Origin of the sequence: Pontibacter sp. SGAir0037 (genome assembly GCF_005491705.1) — a bacterium.
Classification (GTDB): domain Bacteria; phylum Bacteroidota; class Bacteroidia; order Cytophagales; family Hymenobacteraceae; genus Pontibacter.
Window position 1 is genome coordinate 3,521,490 of the sequence record NZ_CP028092.1, and the last position, 17,738, is coordinate 3,539,227.

19 protein-coding genes are annotated in these 17,738 nt (G+C 41.5%); all 19 read right to left on the reverse strand.

Annotated features, from left to right (window positions below; translation table 11 throughout):
* Window position 1: 1 nt before the first annotated feature.
* Complete coding sequence (gene rplX / locus C1N53_RS14385; RefSeq protein ID WP_137759970.1) at window positions 2-322, reverse strand: 50S ribosomal protein L24; 321 nt, start codon at window positions 320-322, stop codon at window positions 2-4.
* Window positions 323-343: 21 nt separating this feature from the next.
* Window positions 344-712 carry a 50S ribosomal protein L14 gene (gene rplN, locus C1N53_RS14390; RefSeq protein WP_137759971.1) on the reverse strand — a complete coding sequence of 123 codons (369 nt, stop codon included), beginning with the start codon at window positions 710-712 and terminating at the stop codon, window positions 344-346.
* A gap of 1 nt (window position 713) precedes the next feature.
* On the reverse strand, window positions 714-971 hold the full coding sequence (rpsQ, locus tag C1N53_RS14395; protein ID WP_137759972.1) for a 30S ribosomal protein S17: 258 nt from the start codon (window positions 969-971) through the stop codon (window positions 714-716).
* A 13-nt stretch (window positions 972-984) separates the two neighbouring features.
* Window positions 985-1,185, reverse strand: a complete 201-nt coding sequence (gene rpmC / locus C1N53_RS14400) for a 50S ribosomal protein L29 (protein ID WP_137759973.1) — start codon at window positions 1,183-1,185, stop codon at window positions 985-987.
* 3 nt (window positions 1,186-1,188) lie between these two features.
* Window positions 1,189-1,611, reverse strand: coding sequence for a 50S ribosomal protein L16 (gene rplP / locus C1N53_RS14405; protein ID WP_137759974.1), 423 nt, complete (start codon window positions 1,609-1,611; stop codon window positions 1,189-1,191).
* A 30-nt stretch (window positions 1,612-1,641) separates the two neighbouring features.
* The gene (rpsC, locus tag C1N53_RS14410; RefSeq protein WP_137759975.1) at window positions 1,642-2,427 is read right to left on the reverse strand and encodes a 30S ribosomal protein S3; all 786 of its coding nucleotides are present in this window, start codon (window positions 2,425-2,427) and stop codon (window positions 1,642-1,644) included.
* Window positions 2,428-2,430: 3 nt separating this feature from the next.
* Complete coding sequence (rplV, locus tag C1N53_RS14415) at window positions 2,431-2,823, reverse strand: 50S ribosomal protein L22 (RefSeq protein WP_137759976.1); 393 nt, start codon at window positions 2,821-2,823, stop codon at window positions 2,431-2,433.
* Window position 2,824: 1 nt separating this feature from the next.
* Window positions 2,825-3,103, reverse strand: a complete 279-nt coding sequence (gene rpsS, locus C1N53_RS14420) for a 30S ribosomal protein S19 (RefSeq protein WP_137759977.1) — start codon at window positions 3,101-3,103, stop codon at window positions 2,825-2,827.
* Window positions 3,104-3,106: 3 nt separating this feature from the next.
* Window positions 3,107-3,934: a 50S ribosomal protein L2 gene (gene rplB / locus C1N53_RS14425; RefSeq protein ID WP_137759978.1), complete on the reverse strand. Its 828-nt coding sequence runs from the start codon at window positions 3,932-3,934 to the stop codon at window positions 3,107-3,109.
* 10 nt (window positions 3,935-3,944) lie between these two features.
* Window positions 3,945-4,232 carry a 50S ribosomal protein L23 gene (gene rplW / locus C1N53_RS14430; protein ID WP_137759979.1) on the reverse strand — a complete coding sequence of 96 codons (288 nt, stop codon included), beginning with the start codon at window positions 4,230-4,232 and terminating at the stop codon, window positions 3,945-3,947.
* Window positions 4,232-4,861 (reverse strand): 50S ribosomal protein L4, encoded by a 630-nt coding sequence (gene rplD / locus C1N53_RS14435; protein WP_137759980.1) that lies wholly within the window; start codon window positions 4,859-4,861, stop codon window positions 4,232-4,234. The genes rplW and rplD overlap by 1 nt, the downstream gene beginning before the upstream one ends.
* A gap of 1 nt (window position 4,862) precedes the next feature.
* Complete coding sequence (rplC, locus tag C1N53_RS14440; RefSeq protein ID WP_137759981.1) at window positions 4,863-5,480, reverse strand: 50S ribosomal protein L3; 618 nt, start codon at window positions 5,478-5,480, stop codon at window positions 4,863-4,865.
* A gap of 184 nt (window positions 5,481-5,664) precedes the next feature.
* Window positions 5,665-5,970: a 30S ribosomal protein S10 gene (gene rpsJ, locus C1N53_RS14445; RefSeq protein ID WP_007654312.1), complete on the reverse strand. Its 306-nt coding sequence runs from the start codon at window positions 5,968-5,970 to the stop codon at window positions 5,665-5,667.
* 10 nt (window positions 5,971-5,980) lie between these two features.
* Complete coding sequence (gene fusA, locus C1N53_RS14450; RefSeq protein ID WP_137759982.1) at window positions 5,981-8,083, reverse strand: elongation factor G; 2,103 nt, start codon at window positions 8,081-8,083, stop codon at window positions 5,981-5,983.
* Between the two features lie 3 nt (window positions 8,084-8,086).
* On the reverse strand, window positions 8,087-8,554 hold the full coding sequence (gene rpsG, locus C1N53_RS14455; RefSeq protein WP_137759983.1) for a 30S ribosomal protein S7: 468 nt from the start codon (window positions 8,552-8,554) through the stop codon (window positions 8,087-8,089).
* A 21-nt stretch (window positions 8,555-8,575) separates the two neighbouring features.
* On the reverse strand, window positions 8,576-8,992 hold the full coding sequence (rpsL, locus tag C1N53_RS14460; protein ID WP_137759984.1) for a 30S ribosomal protein S12: 417 nt from the start codon (window positions 8,990-8,992) through the stop codon (window positions 8,576-8,578).
* 105 nt (window positions 8,993-9,097) lie between these two features.
* A complete protein-coding gene (locus C1N53_RS14465) occupies window positions 9,098-9,403 on the reverse strand; it encodes a DUF3467 domain-containing protein (RefSeq protein ID WP_240773231.1) in 306 nt (101 codons plus the stop codon).
* 11 nt (window positions 9,404-9,414) lie between these two features.
* Complete coding sequence (gene rpoC / locus C1N53_RS14470) at window positions 9,415-13,731, reverse strand: DNA-directed RNA polymerase subunit beta' (protein ID WP_137759986.1); 4,317 nt, start codon at window positions 13,729-13,731, stop codon at window positions 9,415-9,417.
* A gap of 101 nt (window positions 13,732-13,832) precedes the next feature.
* Window positions 13,833-17,705 carry a DNA-directed RNA polymerase subunit beta gene (gene rpoB / locus C1N53_RS14475; protein ID WP_137759987.1) on the reverse strand — a complete coding sequence of 1,291 codons (3,873 nt, stop codon included), beginning with the start codon at window positions 17,703-17,705 and terminating at the stop codon, window positions 13,833-13,835.
* Window positions 17,706-17,738 lie beyond the last annotated feature (33 nt).

Sequence of the window (17,738 nt, forward strand, 5' to 3'; positions counted from 1 at the left end):
CTTAGATTACTTCTCCTGTTTTTTTAGAATAACGCTCTGATTTACCTTCGCTGTTTTTTCTTCTGCCAGTTTTAGTAGTCTCTCCTTTAGCATCTACTAGCATTACATTACTAGCATGGATAGGTGCCTCTATTTTTGAGATACCACCTTGAGGATTTTTTGCACTAGGCTTGGTATGCTTAGTTACCAGGTTTAATCCTTCTATTACTACTTTCTGCTTCTCGATATTAACAGCTGTGATGCGGCCTGTTTTGCCGCGCTCATCACCAGCAATCACTTTAACAGTATCGCCAGTTTTAACATGAAGTTTTTTCTTATTCATCTTGTAATTTCTGAATTAGGGTTAAAGAACTTCAGGAGCTAACGAAACAATTTTCATGAACTGCTTTTCACGAAGTTCACGTGCTACCGGTCCGAAAATACGAGTACCACGTGGTTCATTGTTAGCATTTAACAATACTGCGGCATTATCATCGAAACGGATATAAGAACCGTCTTTTCTTCTGATTTCTTTTTTTGTTCTAACGATAACTGCTTTAGAAACAGTTCCTTTCTTAACGTTTCCAGAAGAAAGGGCTGATTTTACAGTTACTACGATTCTATCACCGATAGAAGCATATTTCTTTCCTGTACCACCTAATACGCGGATGCAAAGAACTTCTTTTGCTCCACTATTATCAGCTACAGATAATCTTGATTCCTGCTGTATCATTTTACTTCGCCCTTTCTATGATTTCTACTAAACGCCAGTTTTTATTTTTGCTAAGCGGACGTGTCTCCTGAATGCGTACCGTATCACCGATGTTGCACTCATTTTTCTCGTCGTGAGCCATGAATTTTGTAGACTTGCTAACGAATTTACCGTAGATCGGGTGCTTCATTCTGCTTTCTACAAGCACAGTGATAGACTTGTCCATTTTGTTGCTAACAACCTTACCACTTCTTTCTTTTCTAAGATTTCTCTCTTGCATGATTTAATGACTATTAAGAGTTAGCTTCAATTTCACGACGACGTATCTCTGTGTTCAGGCGAGCAATCGCCTTCTTAGTCTCACGAATTTTCATCGGATTCTCCAACGGAGATATAGCATGCGCAAAACGCAGGTTTTGCATGTTGGAGCTCTCAGTGTTAAGCCTTTCTTTCAGTTCTTCTAAAGACAAAGCTTTTATCTCTGAATTTTTCATATACTATTTCTCAACGTAATCTCTACGTACTACAAATTTTGTTTTAACAGGAAGCTTCTGAGCAGCTAAACGCAACGACTCTTTTGCAACTTCCAAAGGAACACCATCAGACTCAAACATGATTGTACCAGGTTTTACAACGGCTACCCAATACTCAGGAGAACCCTTACCTTTACCCATACGAACCTCAGCAGGCTTTTTCGTAACAGGCTTGTCAGGGAATATGCGGATCCACACCTGACCCTCACGTTTCATGGCTCTTGTCATGGCAATACGTGCAGACTCAATCTGACGGCTTGTGATCCATGATGCTTCAAGTGATTTGATTGCAAAGGAACCAAATGAAATAGTACTGCCTCTATGAGCCAGACCTTTCACACGGCCTTTTTGCATTTTTCTATATTTAGTCCTTTTAGGCTGTAACATTTTCTAAAACTTAATAATGTTAACAAACAATTATTGACGTGGCTTATTGTTGCGCTTCTGACCACCGACACCATCCGATTTTTTGTTTCGGTTGCCACCGCGTCTGTCATTGCCACCACGTCTTTCATTACCACCACCTGATGCACCAGGTCCTTTGCTTTCTAAACCGGCATTTGGAGTAAGATCTTTTTTACCATAAACTTCACCTCTGAAGATCCATACTTTAATTCCAAGTTTACCATACACTGTCTGAGCTTCAGATAATGCATAGTCGATGTCGGCACGAAGTGTATGAAGAGGAGTTCTTCCTTCTTTATAATGCTCTGTTCTTGCCATCTCAGCACCACCAAGACGACCTGACACCTGCACTTTAATACCTTCGGCACCAACACGTAAAGCAGAAGCAATAGCTTGCTTCATAGCGCGACGGAAGGAGATACGAGCCTGTAATTGTTGAGCAATAGACTCTCCAACTAATTTAGCATCTAGTTCAGGACGCTTAATTTCAAAGATGTTAATTTGAACATCCTTGTTTGTAAGTTTTTTAAGCTCTTCCTTAATTTTATCTACTTCCTGGCCACCTTTACCGATAACAACACCTGGTCTGGCAGTATTAACAGTAATAGTGATGCGCTTAAGGGTTCTTTCGATAATGATTTTAGAAATACCGCCTTTAGGAATACGCGCAAGTATATATTTTCTGATTTTCTCGTCTTCGATCAGTTTATCAGCGAAATCTTTACCGCCATACCAGTTAGAATCCCATCCTTTGATAACTCCTAGTCGAAAACCGATTGGATTTACTTTCTGTCCCATTTCTTACTTGTTGGCTTTGTTAGATTTCTTTGATTTCTGCTCTAGTTGCTCTTCAGTCATGCTGTCGATAACAACTGTCACATGGTTTGATCTCTTTCTGATACGATGACCACGGCCTTGAGGAGCCGGACGAAGACGCTTCAACATTTTACCTTCATCAACAAAGATTTCTTTGATATAAAGGTTTGCATCTTCTACTCTTTCGTCTTCGTTCTTCTGCTGCCAGTTTGCTAAAGCTGATAATAATAGCTTTTCAATTTTAGCAGCGCCAGAGTTAGGCTCGAACTTAAGTAACCCTAAAGCTCTAGAAACGCTTTTACCGCGTACTAAGCCTGCCACTAATCTCATCTTACGAGGAGAAGTAGGCACATTTCTTAATTTTGCTACTGCTTCCATCTTAACGCTTGCCTTTATCTTTTTTAGCAATATGACCTCTGAAGTTTCTGGTTGGAGCAAATTCACCTAATTTGTGTCCAACCATGTTTTCAGTAACATAAACCGGTATGAATTTATTCCCGTTGTGTACTGCAAATGTATGTCCAACAAAATCAGGAGAAATCATTGATCTGCGAGACCATGTCTTTACTACAGATTTCTTTCCTGATTCATTCAGAACAGCTACTTTTTTCTCGAGCCTATAGTCAATATAAGGCCCTTTTTTTAATGATCTAGCCATTTCTTATTTCTTCTTTCCTCTATTAACTATAAGTTTCTCAGAATACTTATTCTTGTTTCTAGTTTTAAGGCCTTTAGCATATAAGCCTTTGCGTGAACGAGGGTGACCGCCTGAAGACTTACCTTCACCACCACCCATAGGGTGATCAACTGGGTTCATGGCTACACCTCTTACACGTGGACGCTTGCCTAACCATCTGTTACGACCAGCTTTACCTAGCTTAACGTTCATGTGGTCGGCATTAGAAACAGTTCCTACTGTTGCATAACAGTTAACCAATACCATTCGTAGCTCACCTGAAGGAAGCTTAATAGTAGCATAGCGGCCTTCTCTTGCAACTAGCTGAGCATATGAACCTGCACTTCTTGCTAAAACAGCACCGTTTCCTGGTTGCAGCTCGATATTGTGGATAATAGTACCTAGAGGAATATCTGATAATGGCAGGCAATTTCCTACTTCTGGAGCAATTCCAGGGCCTGACATAATTTGAGTACCTACTTGCAGACCAGCTGGAGCTATGATATAGCTTTTCGTACCGTCTACATAAAATACAAGAGCAATACGAGCAGTTCTGTTCGGATCGTACTCAATTGTTTTTACTGTAGCAGGAACACCATGCTTAGTACGCTTGAAATCAATAATTCTGTATTTTCTTTTATGACCACCGCCTATATAGCGCATTGTCATTCTACCAGAATTGTTACGTCCACCAGATTTTGATAATGGTGCCAACAAAGATTTCTCTGGAGTAGAAGCTGTGATTTCATCAAAAGCTGGAGCTACTCTAAATCTTTGACCTGGTGTTGTTGGTCTTAACTTTTTTAAAGCCATTTCTAATTAATTATATACCGCTGTAAAAGTCTATAACTTCACCCTCTTTCAGGGTTACAATTGCTTTTTTCATGGAAGCTGTACGACCAGATACTGCACCTGATTTTGTGTACTTGCTTTTCAGTTTTCCTTGAGTTCTGATGGTTGCTACTTTTTCAACAGTAACACCATACTGTTTTTCAACTGCCTTTTTGATTTCTACTTTATTGGCTTTTCTTTCAACCTCGAAAGCATACTTTCCAACCTCGTTTAAGGCAGCATATTTTTCTGTTACAAGCGGTCTTTTAAGAACGTTCATTATTTTGCGCTAAAGAGGTTTTCTAAAACATTAACTGAATCTTCTACCAATACTAATTTCTCAGTATTTAGCAGATCATAAGTATTAATATCACTTGCTGTAGAAACTTTTACCTTTGGTATGTTTCTGCTAGATAACACTACATTCTGATTTACACCAGAAGTAACAATAAGTGTTTTTCCAGTAGCCTGAATATTATTTAAAATGGCAATAAAGTCTTTTGTCTTAGGAGTATCTAAGTTAATTGCCTCTACTAAAGCCACTTTATTATCACGTGCTAAAAGAGAAAGAGCTGATAAACGAGCTACGTTCTTCAACTTTTTGTTCAACTTGAAGCTATAGTTTCTTGGTCTAGGACCAAATACTCTACCACCACCAACAAACAATGGTGCTTTTAAGCTACCTGCACGGGCTCCGCCTGTACCTTTTTGTTTCTTGATTTTCTTTGTAGAACCAGCTACTTCGTTTCTTTCTTTAGATTTGTGCGTTCCCTGTCTTTGATTAGCCAGGTACTGCTTCACGTCAAGATACATCGCATGCTCATTTGGCTCTAAACCAAATACAGCATCAGAAAGGGTAACCTTTCTACCTGTATCTTCACCTTTGATATTCAATACAGAAAGCTCCATTTTATTTCTCAATTAACACGTAAGAATTTTTGGCACCAGGTACGGAGCCACTAACTACCAAAAGGTTTTTATCTGCAATAACACGTAACACAGTTAAGTTCTGAACTTTTACTCTGTTACCACCCATTCTACCTGCCATGCGCATTCCTTTGAATACTCTTGAAGGCCAAGAACAAGCACCAATAGATCCAGGGTGTCTTGCCCTGTTGTGCTGACCGTGAGTTTGTCCGCCAACACCGGCAAAGTTGTGGCGTTTTACAACACCTTGGAAACCTTTACCTTTTGATGTACCTACTACATCGATGTACTCTCCTTCTATGAACAGATTTACATCTATAACTTCACCAAGAGAAGGATTGATACCTTCTACATCAAATTCGGCAACCTTTTTCTTAGGTGACGTATTAGCTTTTTTAAAGTGACCAGCTTCGGCTTTAGTAGTTCTCTTTAACTTCTTTTCACCGTAGCCAAGCTGTACAGCTGCGTAGCCATCAGTCTCAACCGTCTTCACCTGAGTAACTACACATGGCCCAGCTTGGATAAGCGTTACAGGAGTGTATTTACCATCTGTAGTGAAGAGGCTTGTCATTCCGATTTTTTTACCGATAATTCCAGGCATTCAACTTGTTTTTTAAAAGATGGATATAAATATTTAAGCCCTCAGTTTTGCTAAGGGAGTGCAAAGATAATGAATTAATATTTCTCTTTGCAACTTTCTTCTAAAATATTTCTAAACCATGCAGTTATAAAAAAAGAGAACTGATTTCTCAGTTCTCTTTTTTTATATACTTAGATCTGTTTTATCAAACTTTGATCTCTACATCTACACCACTTGGAAGTTCAAGCTTCATAAGTGCATCTACTGTTTTAGAGCTGGTTGAGTAAATATCAACTAGTCTTTTGTATGTGCAAAGCTGGAACTGCTCACGTGATTTTTTATTTACGTGTGGTGAGCGCAATACTGTAAATTTATCTTTCTCTGTTGGAAGAGGAATTGGTCCGCTTACGATAGCACCAGTAGCTTTCACAGCTTTTACAATCTTCTCAGAAGATTTGTCTACCAGGTTATGGTCGTAAGACTTAAGCTTAATTCTAATTTTCTGATTCATTATTTTACTACTATTTAGCTGCAGTTCCTTTTAATTTTGCAATAATGCCATCTGCTAAGTTCTGTGGTACTTGCTCGTAGTGAGAGAAAGTAAGAGAAGCTGTAGCTCTACCTGATGTGATAGTTCGTAGATCTGTTACGTAACCGAACAATTCTGAAAGTGGAACATCAGCTTTAACAACTGTTGAAGTTCCTTTCGTATCCATACCTTTCATGATACCTCTTCTTCTGTTCAAGTCACCAGTTACAGGACCAGTATATTCATCCGGCGTAACAACGTCAACAGCCATAATTGGCTCAAGAAGTTTAGGAGCGCATTGTTTTCCAGCTTCTTTGAAACCTTGGCGTGCAGCTAATTCAAATGAAAGTGAATCAGAGTCAACATCGTGGAAAGAGCCATGGAACAATCGCACTTTCATAGAGTCAAGTGGGAAACCTGCCAGAATACCATTCTTCATAGCCTCTTCAAAACCTTTCTGAATAGCCGGAATGAATTCTTTAGGAATTACACCACCTACAATTGCATTTTCGAACAGAAGCCCTTGCTTGTCGTCGTCGCGTGGTCCCATATTGAACACGATGTCAGCGAACTTACCACGACCACCAGACTGCTTCTTGAATACCTCACGGTGTTCAACAGTTTTAGTGATTGTTTCTTTGTAAGCAACCTGAGGTGCACCTTGGTTCAACTCAACTTTAAACTCTCTCTTCATCCTGTCGATAATGATCTCCAGGTGAAGCTCACCCATACCTCTTAAAATCGTCTGACCAGTTTCCTCGTCAGTGTTTACCTGAAGTGTTGGATCCTCTTCAACGAGTTTAGCAATAGCCATACCCATTTTATCTGAGTCAGCCTGAGTTTTAGGCTCGATAGCATATCCAATAACCGGCTCTGGGAACTCCATAGACTCCAATACGATCTTAGCATTTTGATCGCAAAGTGTATCTCCGGTTTTGATGTCTTTAAATCCTACTACCGCAGCGATGTCACCAGCAGATAATCTCTCGATTTGATTCTGCTTGTTAGCATGCATCTGGAAGATACGGGATATACGCTCTTTGTTACCTGAACGTGTGTTGAATGTATAAGAACCAGATTCCAGTACACCAGAATAAGCTCTAACAAAGCATAAACGACCTACGTAAGGGTCAGTAGCAATTTTAAAGGCAAGTCCTGCAAATGGTTCGCTTTCGCTTGGCTTACGCGCAACTTCAGCACCAGTGTCAGGGTTTGTTCCTACAATGCTCTCTTTATCCAGAGGTGAAGGGCAAAGCGCCATCACATAGTCAAGCATTGTTTGTACACCTTTGTTTTTGAAAGAAGAGCCACAAAGCATCGGCACAATGGCCATATCTATAGTTGCAGCACGTAAAGCAGCTAAGATTTCATCTTCAGAAATTGAATCCGGATCTTCGAAATACTTCTCCATTAAAGTTTCATCGTACTCTGCCACTGCTTCCAGAAGTTTTTCTCTGTATTCTGCAGCTTCTTCAACCATGTCATCCGGAATTGGAACTTCTGTAAAGGTCATACCTTTATCTTCTTCATTCCAGATAATTCCACGGTTATTTACCAGATCAACTACACCTTTAAAGTTATCTTCTGCACCGATTGGTAACTGCAGAGCAACTGCATTACTTCCCAGCATTTCTTTCACCTGCTTACATACAGCAAGGAAGTCAGCACCGGAACGGTCCATTTTGTTTACGAAACCAATACGAGCTACTTTGTAGTTATCAGCAAGTCTCCAGTTAGTTTCAGATTGTGGCTCTACGCCATCTACTGCACTAAACAAAAACACCAGACCATCTAATACACGAAGAGAACGGTTAACTTCTACTGTAAAGTCAACGTGTCCGGGAGTATCGATGATGTTGATATGGTAGTTATCACCTCTGTAAGGCCAGCTAACTGTTGTCGCAGCAGAAGTAATAGTAATACCTCTTTCCTGCTCCTGCTCCATCCAGTCCATCGTTGCAGCTCCATCGTGAACCTCACCGATTTTGTGGCTTACTCCAGCATAGTATAAAATACGCTCCGTCGTTGTTGTTTTACCAGCATCGATGTGAGCGGCAATACCAATATTTCTTGTGAATTTTAAATCCCTTGCCATTAATTAAAATCTAAAGTGTGAGAATGCTTTGTTTGCCTCTGCCATTCTGTGCGTATCGTCTTTTTTCTTAACGGCCGCACCTTCACCTTTTGCAGCTGCGATTATTTCGCCAGCTAATTTGTCTTTCATTGTTTTCTCACCTCTTTTACGAGCGTAAGAAATCATCCATTTAATGCCCAGAGATACTCTGCGGTCCGGACGAACCTCAGTCGGCACTTGGAAAGTAGCACCACCTACACGGCGGCTTTTTACCTCTACGCTTGGCATCACATTGTTCAATGCTTTTTTCCAAGTTTCAAGACCGTTCTCTTTCGTTCTTTGCTCTACTAGTTCTACAGCATCATAGAATATTCCGTAAGCAATACTCTTCTTTCCGTCTACCATCAGGTAGTTCACGAAGCGTGTTACTAACGTTTCTTTGTATTTTGGATCCGGAAGGAGAACTCTACTTTTAGGCTTTGCTTTTCTCATTGTATTATATAACTCTATCTATTATCTTTTCTTACCGCCTTTACCTGCAGCTGCTGGAGCCTGGCCTGGCTTTGGTCTTTTAGCACCGTATTTAGAACGGCTTTGTAATCTTCCGTTAACACCGGCAGTATCCAATGCACCGCGTACAATATGGTAACGTACACCTGGAAGGTCTTTTACTCTACCACCTCTGATCAACACAATGGAGTGTTCCTGAAGGTTGTGTCCTTCACCAGGGATATAAGCATTCACCTCTTTTCCGTTCGTTAACCTTACCCTTGCTACTTTACGCATGGCAGAGTTTGGCTTCTTAGGAGTAGTTGTATATACTCTGGTGCATACTCCACGGCGCTGTGGGCATGAATCTAAGGCAGGAGATTTTGATTTTGATGTTAATTTCTCTCTTCCTTTTCTTACTAATTGCTGTATAGTAGGCATTTACAATCTGTTAATTATAGATTTTTTCCACTCAAAATTTCGGATTGCAAAGGTATACAAATTGGTTTGCAATATCAAAATTTTAATTCATTAATTATTAGCACCTTAAGCTTGTCCCATGGTTCCCCCAAAGTTCATTGGGAATGATGGAGCGTCTTGTGCTTGTTTTATCTCCCCAAAGCTTTCCTCAAATTTTTGAATATTATCAGCCAGAGCAGCCAATAATCTTTTGGCATGCTCCGGCGTGATAACTACTCTTGATTTTACTTTTGCTTTAGGCAGTCCTGGCATGAGTTTAATAAAATCTATGACAAATTCGCTGCTTGAATGCGCTATCATGGCAAGGTTTACATACTCCCCCTCTGCCACTTCCTCTGTCAGCTCGATATTTATCTGATTTTGCTTTTCCACTGCCACTTAAATTATCTGTTCTGATACTCCTGCTGTCTTGATCTTGTAGAGGTTTTCTTTGACTCTACCAGCGAATCGTATTCTTCCTGATTTCCTACAATCAGCTTTTGATACTCTCTTAAGCCTGTACCTGCCGGAATCAGATGACCTACTATTACGTTTTCTTTCAAGCCTAGCAATTCATCTGCCTTACCTTTGATGGCAGCCTCGCTCAGTACTTTAGTTGTTTCCTGGAATGATGCCGCTGAAATAAAGCTTTGCGTACCTAATGAAGCTTGGGTAATACCCTGCAACGTTGGTCTTGATACAGCTGGTGACGCATCACGTACTGTTACCAGTTTCATATCACGACGTTTTAAGCTGGAGTTTTCATCTCTCAGCCTTCTTGCCGTTACAATCTGACCTGGCTTCAGGTTCACAGAATCTCCAGCATCTTCCACCACTTTCATGTCGATGATCCTGTCGTTTTCTTCCATGAAGTTCACTTTATCAACTACCTGGTGTTCCAGGAAGCTTGTATCACCAGCATCAATGATAACAACTTTCTGCATCATCTGACGAACAACTACCTCGATGTGCTTATCATTGATTTTCACACCTTGCAGACGGTATACCTCCTGAATTTCATTTACCAGGTATTCTTGTACAGCACCCGGGCCTTGAATATTTAAGATATCTGTTGGTGTAATTGCACCGTCAGATAATGGCATACCTGCACGTACGAAGTCATTGTCCTGTACCAGGATGTGCTTGGAAAGCGGCACCATGTATTTTTTCTTCACACCGTCTTTCGACTCAATGTAAATTTCACGATTACCACGCTTCACGCTGCCATATGTTACAACACCATCAATTTCTGACACAACTGCCGGGTTAGAAGGGTTTCTGGCTTCGAACAATTCCGTTACCCGTGGCAGACCACCTGTAATGTCTCTTGTTTTACCAATTGCACGAGGTATCTTCACCAGGATTTGCCCGGCTTTGATTTTCTCACCATTCTCTACTGTTAAGTGTGCTCCTACCGGAATATTATAGCCTTTCGGTTCGCCATTCTTCGGATTAACAACTATAGCAGGGTTTTGTGTCTTATCTTTGGTATCAATAATAACTTTTTCACGGTAACCTGTCTGCTCATCGGACTCCTCACGGTATGTGATACCTTCGATAATCGATTCGTAAGAGACCTCACCATCGAATTCAGAAAGTATAACCGCATTATATGGATCCCAGCTACAGATTTGATCACCTTTTTCTACTAATTGTCCATCATTAACGCTGATGAAAGATCCGTAAGGAACGTGGTTACTGATAAATACTTTCCCAGTAGCTACGTCAACAATCTTTATTTCACCAGAACGACCCATTACTACTTTAACAGGTTCACCTTCATTATTGATCGTTTCAATTGTACGAACATCTTCAAACTCTATTCTACCTCCGAATTTTGCTTTAATTGTTGCATCAACAGCAATGTTAGAGGCAGTACCACCCACGTGGAATGTACGAAGTGTTAACTGTGTACCTGGCTCACCGATAGATTGTGCTGCAATTACACCAACAGCCTCACCTTTCTGCACCATAAAGCCTGTTGCCAAGTTACGGCCATAGCATTTAGCACAAATACCACGCTTAGATTCACAGGTTAATACTGAACGGATCTCTACTGTCTCGATAGCTGTTGCTTCAATAGCACGTGCAATTTCTTCTGTTACTTCTGAACCTGACTCTACAATCAGTTCATTTGTAATAGGATCGAACACATCATGTACTGTTACACGGCCCAGGATACGCTCAGACAGTGACTCCACAATATCCTCGTTGTCCTTCAGTGCGCTTACTTCCAGACCACGTAGTGTACCGCAGTCTTCTTCGTTCACAATAACGTCCTGCGAAACGTCTACCAGACGACGAGTCAGGTAACCGGCATCCGCAGTTTTAAGCGCTGTATCAGCAAGACCTTTACGAGCACCGTGTGTAGAGATGAAGTACTCGATTACATCCAGACCTTCCTTAAAGTTTGAAAGGATTGGGTTTTCTATAATCTCACCTACTGACCCCTGAAGCGATTTCTGAGGTTTCGCCATCAGACCCCTCATACCACCTAACTGACGAATCTGCTCTCTAGAACCACGGGCACCTGAGTGCATCATCATGAAGATCGAGTTAAAGCCCTGATCATCATTTTCCAGACGACGCATCAACGTTTCAGTGATTTGGTTGTTGATACGAGTCCAGATATCAATCACCTGGTTGTAACGCTCGTTATCTGTGATCAGACCCATTGAGTAGTTCTGCCATACAGCATCTACTTCTCTTTTAGCCTGTTCAACCAGAGCATCTTTTTCAGCTGGTATATTGATATCTCCAAGACCCATTGACAGACCACCTTTATAGGCCGACTGGAATCCAAGAGTTTTGATATCATCTAAGAAGTGAGCAGTACGCGCCATTCCTGTTTCTTTGAACACGCGCGAAATGATCTGCTGAAGTTTTTTCTTCGTAAGCAGTTCATCTATATATCCTACTTCTTCTGGTACAAACTGATTGAAAAGCACACGGCCAGCTACTGTTTCGATTAACTTTGTAACAAGCTCGCCTTTCTCGTCTTTTACCTTTACTCTTACTTTAATGTAAGCCTGCTTAGAAAGACGTCCTTCATTAATAGCAATGATAACTTCTTCTGCAGAGTAAAAGCTCATGCCTTCACCAGCAATTTTTTCATTTTCTGTGCTACGCTTTCCCTTTGATACATAATACAGACCAAGTACCATGTCCTGAGAAGGTACCGCAATAGGAGCACCGTTGGCAGGGTTCAGGATGTTGTGCGAAGCAAGCATCAGCATAGAAGCTTCCAGTACAGCAGCAGGTCCCAGAGGAACGTGCACCGCCATCTGGTCACCGTCAAAGTCGGCGTTGAACGCAGTACACACCAGTGGGTGCAGCTGGATAGCCTTACCTTCGATCAGTTTTGGCTGGAATGCCTGAATACCTAACCTGTGGAGCGTAGGAGCACGGTTAAGGAGCACTGGGTGGCCTTTCAGCACGTTCTCCAGGATATCCCAAACAACAGGGTCCTTACGGTCTACTATTTTCTTAGCTGACTTCACAGTCTTCACAATGCCTCTTTCGATCAGCTTGCGGATGATGAACGGCTTAAAGAGCTCAGCTGCCATGTTCTTAGGCAGACCACACTCGTGCAGCTTCAGTTCAGGACCAACCACAATTACAGAACGGCCGGAGTAATCAACACGCTTACCAAGTAAGTTCTGACGGAAACGTCCCTGCTTACCTTTTAACATGTCAGAAAGTGATTTCAACGCACGGTTACCTTCTGCACGAACAGCGTTCACTTTACGTGAGTTGTCAAACAGAGAGTCTACCGCTTCCTGCAGCATACGCTTCTCGTTACGAAGAATTACTTCAGGCGCTTTAATTTCGATCAGACGCTTCAGACGGTTGTTACGGATAATTACACGTCTGTAAAGGTCGTTCAAATCAGAAGTTGCGAAACGACCACCATCCAAGGGAACAAGTGGGCGAAGCTCTGGTGGAATAACAGGTACCATGCGGATAATCATCCACTCCGGTCTGTTTTCAATTCTTGTTGCAGCATCACGGAAAGCTTCTACTACACGCAGACGCTTTAACGCTTCTGCCTTACGTTGCTGAGAAGTTTCATGTGCAGCAGCATGACGAAGTTCATAAGACAGATCGTCAAGGTTCGTACGCTCCAGCAACATTTGTAATGCTTCAGCACCCATTTTCGCGATGAACTTGTTTGGATCGTTGTTATCCAGCAACTGGTTCTCACGTGGGAGCTTATCAATCATATCCAGGTACTCATCTTCTGTTAAGAAGTCCAGGTTATTAACACCGTCTTCTGCCAGAATACCTGGTTGAATAACTACATATCTCTCGTAGTAGATGATCTGGTCGAGCTTCTTTGTTGGTAAGCCTAACAGATAACCTATTTTGTTCGGAAGCGATTTAAAGTACCAGATATGTGCTACCGGAACTACAAGCTCAATATGGCCCATACGCTCACGACGCACTTTTTTCTCAGTCACCTCTACGCCGCAACGGTCGCAGATAATGCCTTTATATCTGATTCTTTTATATTTTCCGCAGTGGCATTCCCAGTCCTTCACAGGTCCGAATATTCTTTCGCAGAATAAACCACCCATCTCAGGCTTATAGGTTCTATAGTTTATGGTCTCAGGCTTTGTTACCTCTCCATTAGAACGCTCCAGAATCGACTCTGGCGAAGCAAGGCTTATCGTTACTTTAGAGAAGTCCTGAGTTAATTTTTTATTTTTTGCAAATGCCATATTATTATAATAATGTCGATACAATGATATGCTTTACAGCTTAACAGTATAAAGTGCGCTAAGCGCTTCGGAGTTAACCAAAGCGCTTAGCATTTACTTTATTATTCTAATGTAATTTCGAGAGCCAAACCTCTTAACTCGTGAATCAATACATTGAATGATTCAGGGATATTTGGTTTAGGCAATACATCGCCTTTTACAATCGCCTCATAGGCTTTTGCACGGCCAATCACATCATCTGATTTTACTGTAAGAATTTCTTGCAGAACGTTTGATGCACCGAATGCCTCAAGCGCCCACACCTCCATCTCACCGAAACGCTGACCACCGAATTGTGCTTTACCACCAAGCGGCTGCTGCGTAATAAGTGAGTATGGTCCGATTGAACGGGCGTGCATTTTATCGTCTACCAAGTGGCCCAGCTTCAGCATGTAAATCACACCTACTGTTACCGGCTGATCAAAGCGATCACCTGTTAAACCGTCGTACAGGTAAGAACGGCCAAACTTCGGAAGACCTGCCTCAGCCAGTTCCGCAGAAACTTGATCCTCTGTTGCACCATCAAAAATCGGAGTAGCATAAGTTCTACCTAATTTTTTTCCGGCCCAACCAAGTACGGTTTCGTAAATCTGACCAATGTTCATCCTTGAAGGTACACCCAGCGGATTCAGTACAATATCCATTGGTGTGCCATCTTCCAGGAATGGCATATCTTCTTCACGCACGATACGGGCAACTACACCTTTGTTACCGTGACGACCAGCCATTTTATCACCTACTTTAAGCTTACGCTTTTTAGCAATGTATACTTTGGCTAACTGTACGATACCAGCTGGTAACTCATCTCCTACCTCTAATGTGAATCGCTCACGTTTGAAATGTGCAGATGTAATGTTGCGGCGCTTGTTATAGTTCTTAACAAGCTGTACCAACATTGAGTTCGTTTGCTCGTCGTTTGTCCAGTTTTCCAGAATCAGATCTTTGAACATATTCACTTCCTCAGGAACCGCATAGTTACTTTCGTCCTTGTATGGGTTCTTCTCAGGGAACAGTGCTTCTATGATATTTTTTCTGGAGAACTTAGCTCCCTTTGTTAAGATCTCATCGCCGAATTTATGTCTTACGCCGTTTGTAGTCTTGCCATCAAGCAAGTTAACAAGCTTATCAACCATCACATTTTTAATAGCTGTAAGATCTTTAGAGTATTTAACTTTCAGCTCTTCAACCTCTTTTTTAGACTTAGCACGAAGGTTTTTGTCTTTCTTAGGTCTTGAGAAAAGTTTAGTATCAATAACAACACCATTTAATGAAGGTGGCGCTTTAAGCGATGCATCTTTCACATCTCCTGCTTTGTCGCCGAAGATTGCTCGTAAAAGTTTTTCTTCCGGAGTCGGATCAGTTTCTCCTTTAGGAGTAATCTTACCAATCAGAATATCTCCTTCGCGTACCTCAGCACCTATACGGATGATACCATTCTCATCCAGGTTTTTAACTGCTTCTTCGCTTACGTTCGGGATTTCAGAAGTTAATTCCTCCTCACCACGTTTTGTTTCACGAACTTCCAGCTCAAACTCTTCAATGTGAATAGAAGTAAATATGTCTTCGCGTACTACACGCTCAGAAATTACAATAGCATCCTCAAAGTTATATCCTTGCCAAGGCATGAACGCTACCTGCATATTTCTACCGATAGCAAGTTCTCCCTGGTTTGTTGCATAACCTTCGCAAAGCGGCTGGCCTTTTACTACACGCTCACCCTTTTTCACAATAGGAGTCAGGTTGATACTGGTGTCCTGGTTAGTTCTTCTGAACTTGATCATTTCATAAGTAACATACTCTGCATCGAAAGAAACAAGTTTTTCTTCGTCAGTCAGGTCATACTTTACAATAATCCTGTTAGCATCCACATAATGAATTTCTCCATCACCTTCAGCAATAACCAGTGCTCTTGAGTCGATGGCAGCTCTTCTTTCCAAACCAGTACCAACAATTGGTGCTTCTGGTTTTAAAAGAGGTACAGCCTGACGTTGCATGTTCGATCCCATCAGTGCACGGTTAGCATCGTCGTGCTCCAGGAATGGAATCAACGAAGCCGCAACCGATACAATCTGGTTCGGAGCAACGTCCATATAAGTATATGTTTCTGGTTTCTCCACAGGGAAGTCACCTTCGAAACGTCCTTTAACAGTCGGGTTGATAAAATTACCTGACTCGTCTATAATGGCATTAGCCTGAGCAATGTGGTGTGTATCCTCTTCTTCAGCTGTTAGATATTCTACAGCGCCACTCATTTCTACGACACCTTCGTTTACTTTACGGTAAGGTGTTTCGATAAAGCCCATGTGGTTTACACGAGCGTGAACGCAAAGAGAAGATATCAGACCAATGTTCGGACCTTCCGGTGTTTCAATTGTACATAAACGGCCATAGTGAGTATAGTGTACGTCACGTACCTCGAAACCTGCACGCTCTCTGGAAAGACCACCGGGTCCTAAGGCTGATACACGACGCTTGTGCGTGATCTCTGCCAGAGGGTTTGTCTGGTCCATGAATTGAGAAAGCTGGTTTGTTCCGAAGAAGGAGTTGATAACAGAAGATAAAGTACGCGCGTTGATTAGATCAACAGGCTTGAAATCTTCGTTATCACGAACGTTCATACGCTCTTTGATAGTTCGGGCCATACGAGCCAGACCAACACCAAACTGCGCATATAGCTGCTCTCCTACTGTTCTTACACGGCGATTGCTCAAATGGTCAATATCATCCACAACAGCTTTAGAGTTGATCAGGCCGATCAGGTATTTCACAATAAGAACAATGTCTTCGTTTGTTAAAACCTTTGCATGCCAGTTTGTATCAAGACCAAGCTTTTTGTTGATTCTATAACGACCAACTTCACCTAAATCATAACGCTTGTCAGAGAAGAAAAGCTTTTGAATAATATCTCGTGCTGTTTCTTCATCCGGAGCCTCTGTGTTACGAAGCTGACGGTAAATCTGCTCTACAGCTTCTTTCTCAGAGTTAGAGTTATCTTTTTGTAAGGTGTTATATATAATAGCATAATCCGCTATGTTTACATTCTCACGGTGCAAAATGATAGACTGCACACCAGAATCTAAAATAACGCTTATGTCATCAGAAGTAATTTCAGAATCACGCTCTAACAGAACTTCGTTTCTGTCTATCGAAACAACTTCACCTGTATCCTCATCAACAAAGTCTTCTGTCCATGTTTTTAAAACACGTGCCGCGAGTCTTCTACCAGCAACGCTTTTCAGGTTTTCCGGAGTAGCTGGTACTTCTTCTGAAAGACCAAACAGATCCAAGATGTCTTTATCCGTACCATAACCGATAGCACGTAATAGCGTTGTTACAGGGAATTTCTTCTTACGGTCGATGTAAGCATACATTACGTTGTTAACGTCTGTAGCAAACTCTACCCAAGATCCCTTGAAAGGAATAATTCTGGCAGAATATAATTTAGTACCATTCGTATGCTTACTTTGTGCAAAGAATACACCTGGTGATCTGTGTAACTGAGATACAATAACACGTTCAGCTCCATTAATAACGAAGGAGCCTTTTTCAGTCATGTATGGGATGTTACCCAGGAAAACTTCTTGTTCAATTGTTTCAAAGTCTTCATTGTCCTCATCGTTACAGATCAGACGAAGCTTTGCCTTTAAAGGAACAGAATATGTTAAACCTCTGTCGATACATTCATCTACAGAGTATTTCGGTGGATCTATATGATAATCGATGAACTCCAACACGAAGTTTTCTCGAGAATCAGAGATTGGAAAGTTCTCGGCAAAAACCTTGAACAAGCCTTCCTGTGCTCTATTTTCAGCTGGTGTTTCCAGCTGGAAAAAGTCCTGGAACGACTGCAACTGTACATCAAGGAAGTCAGGATAGTCGATTACAGGATTAATAGAGGCAAAATTGATTCGCTCTGTCGTTTTATTCTTAGCCAAAGCCCTGGAATTTTAACGTTTACAATCTGTTAC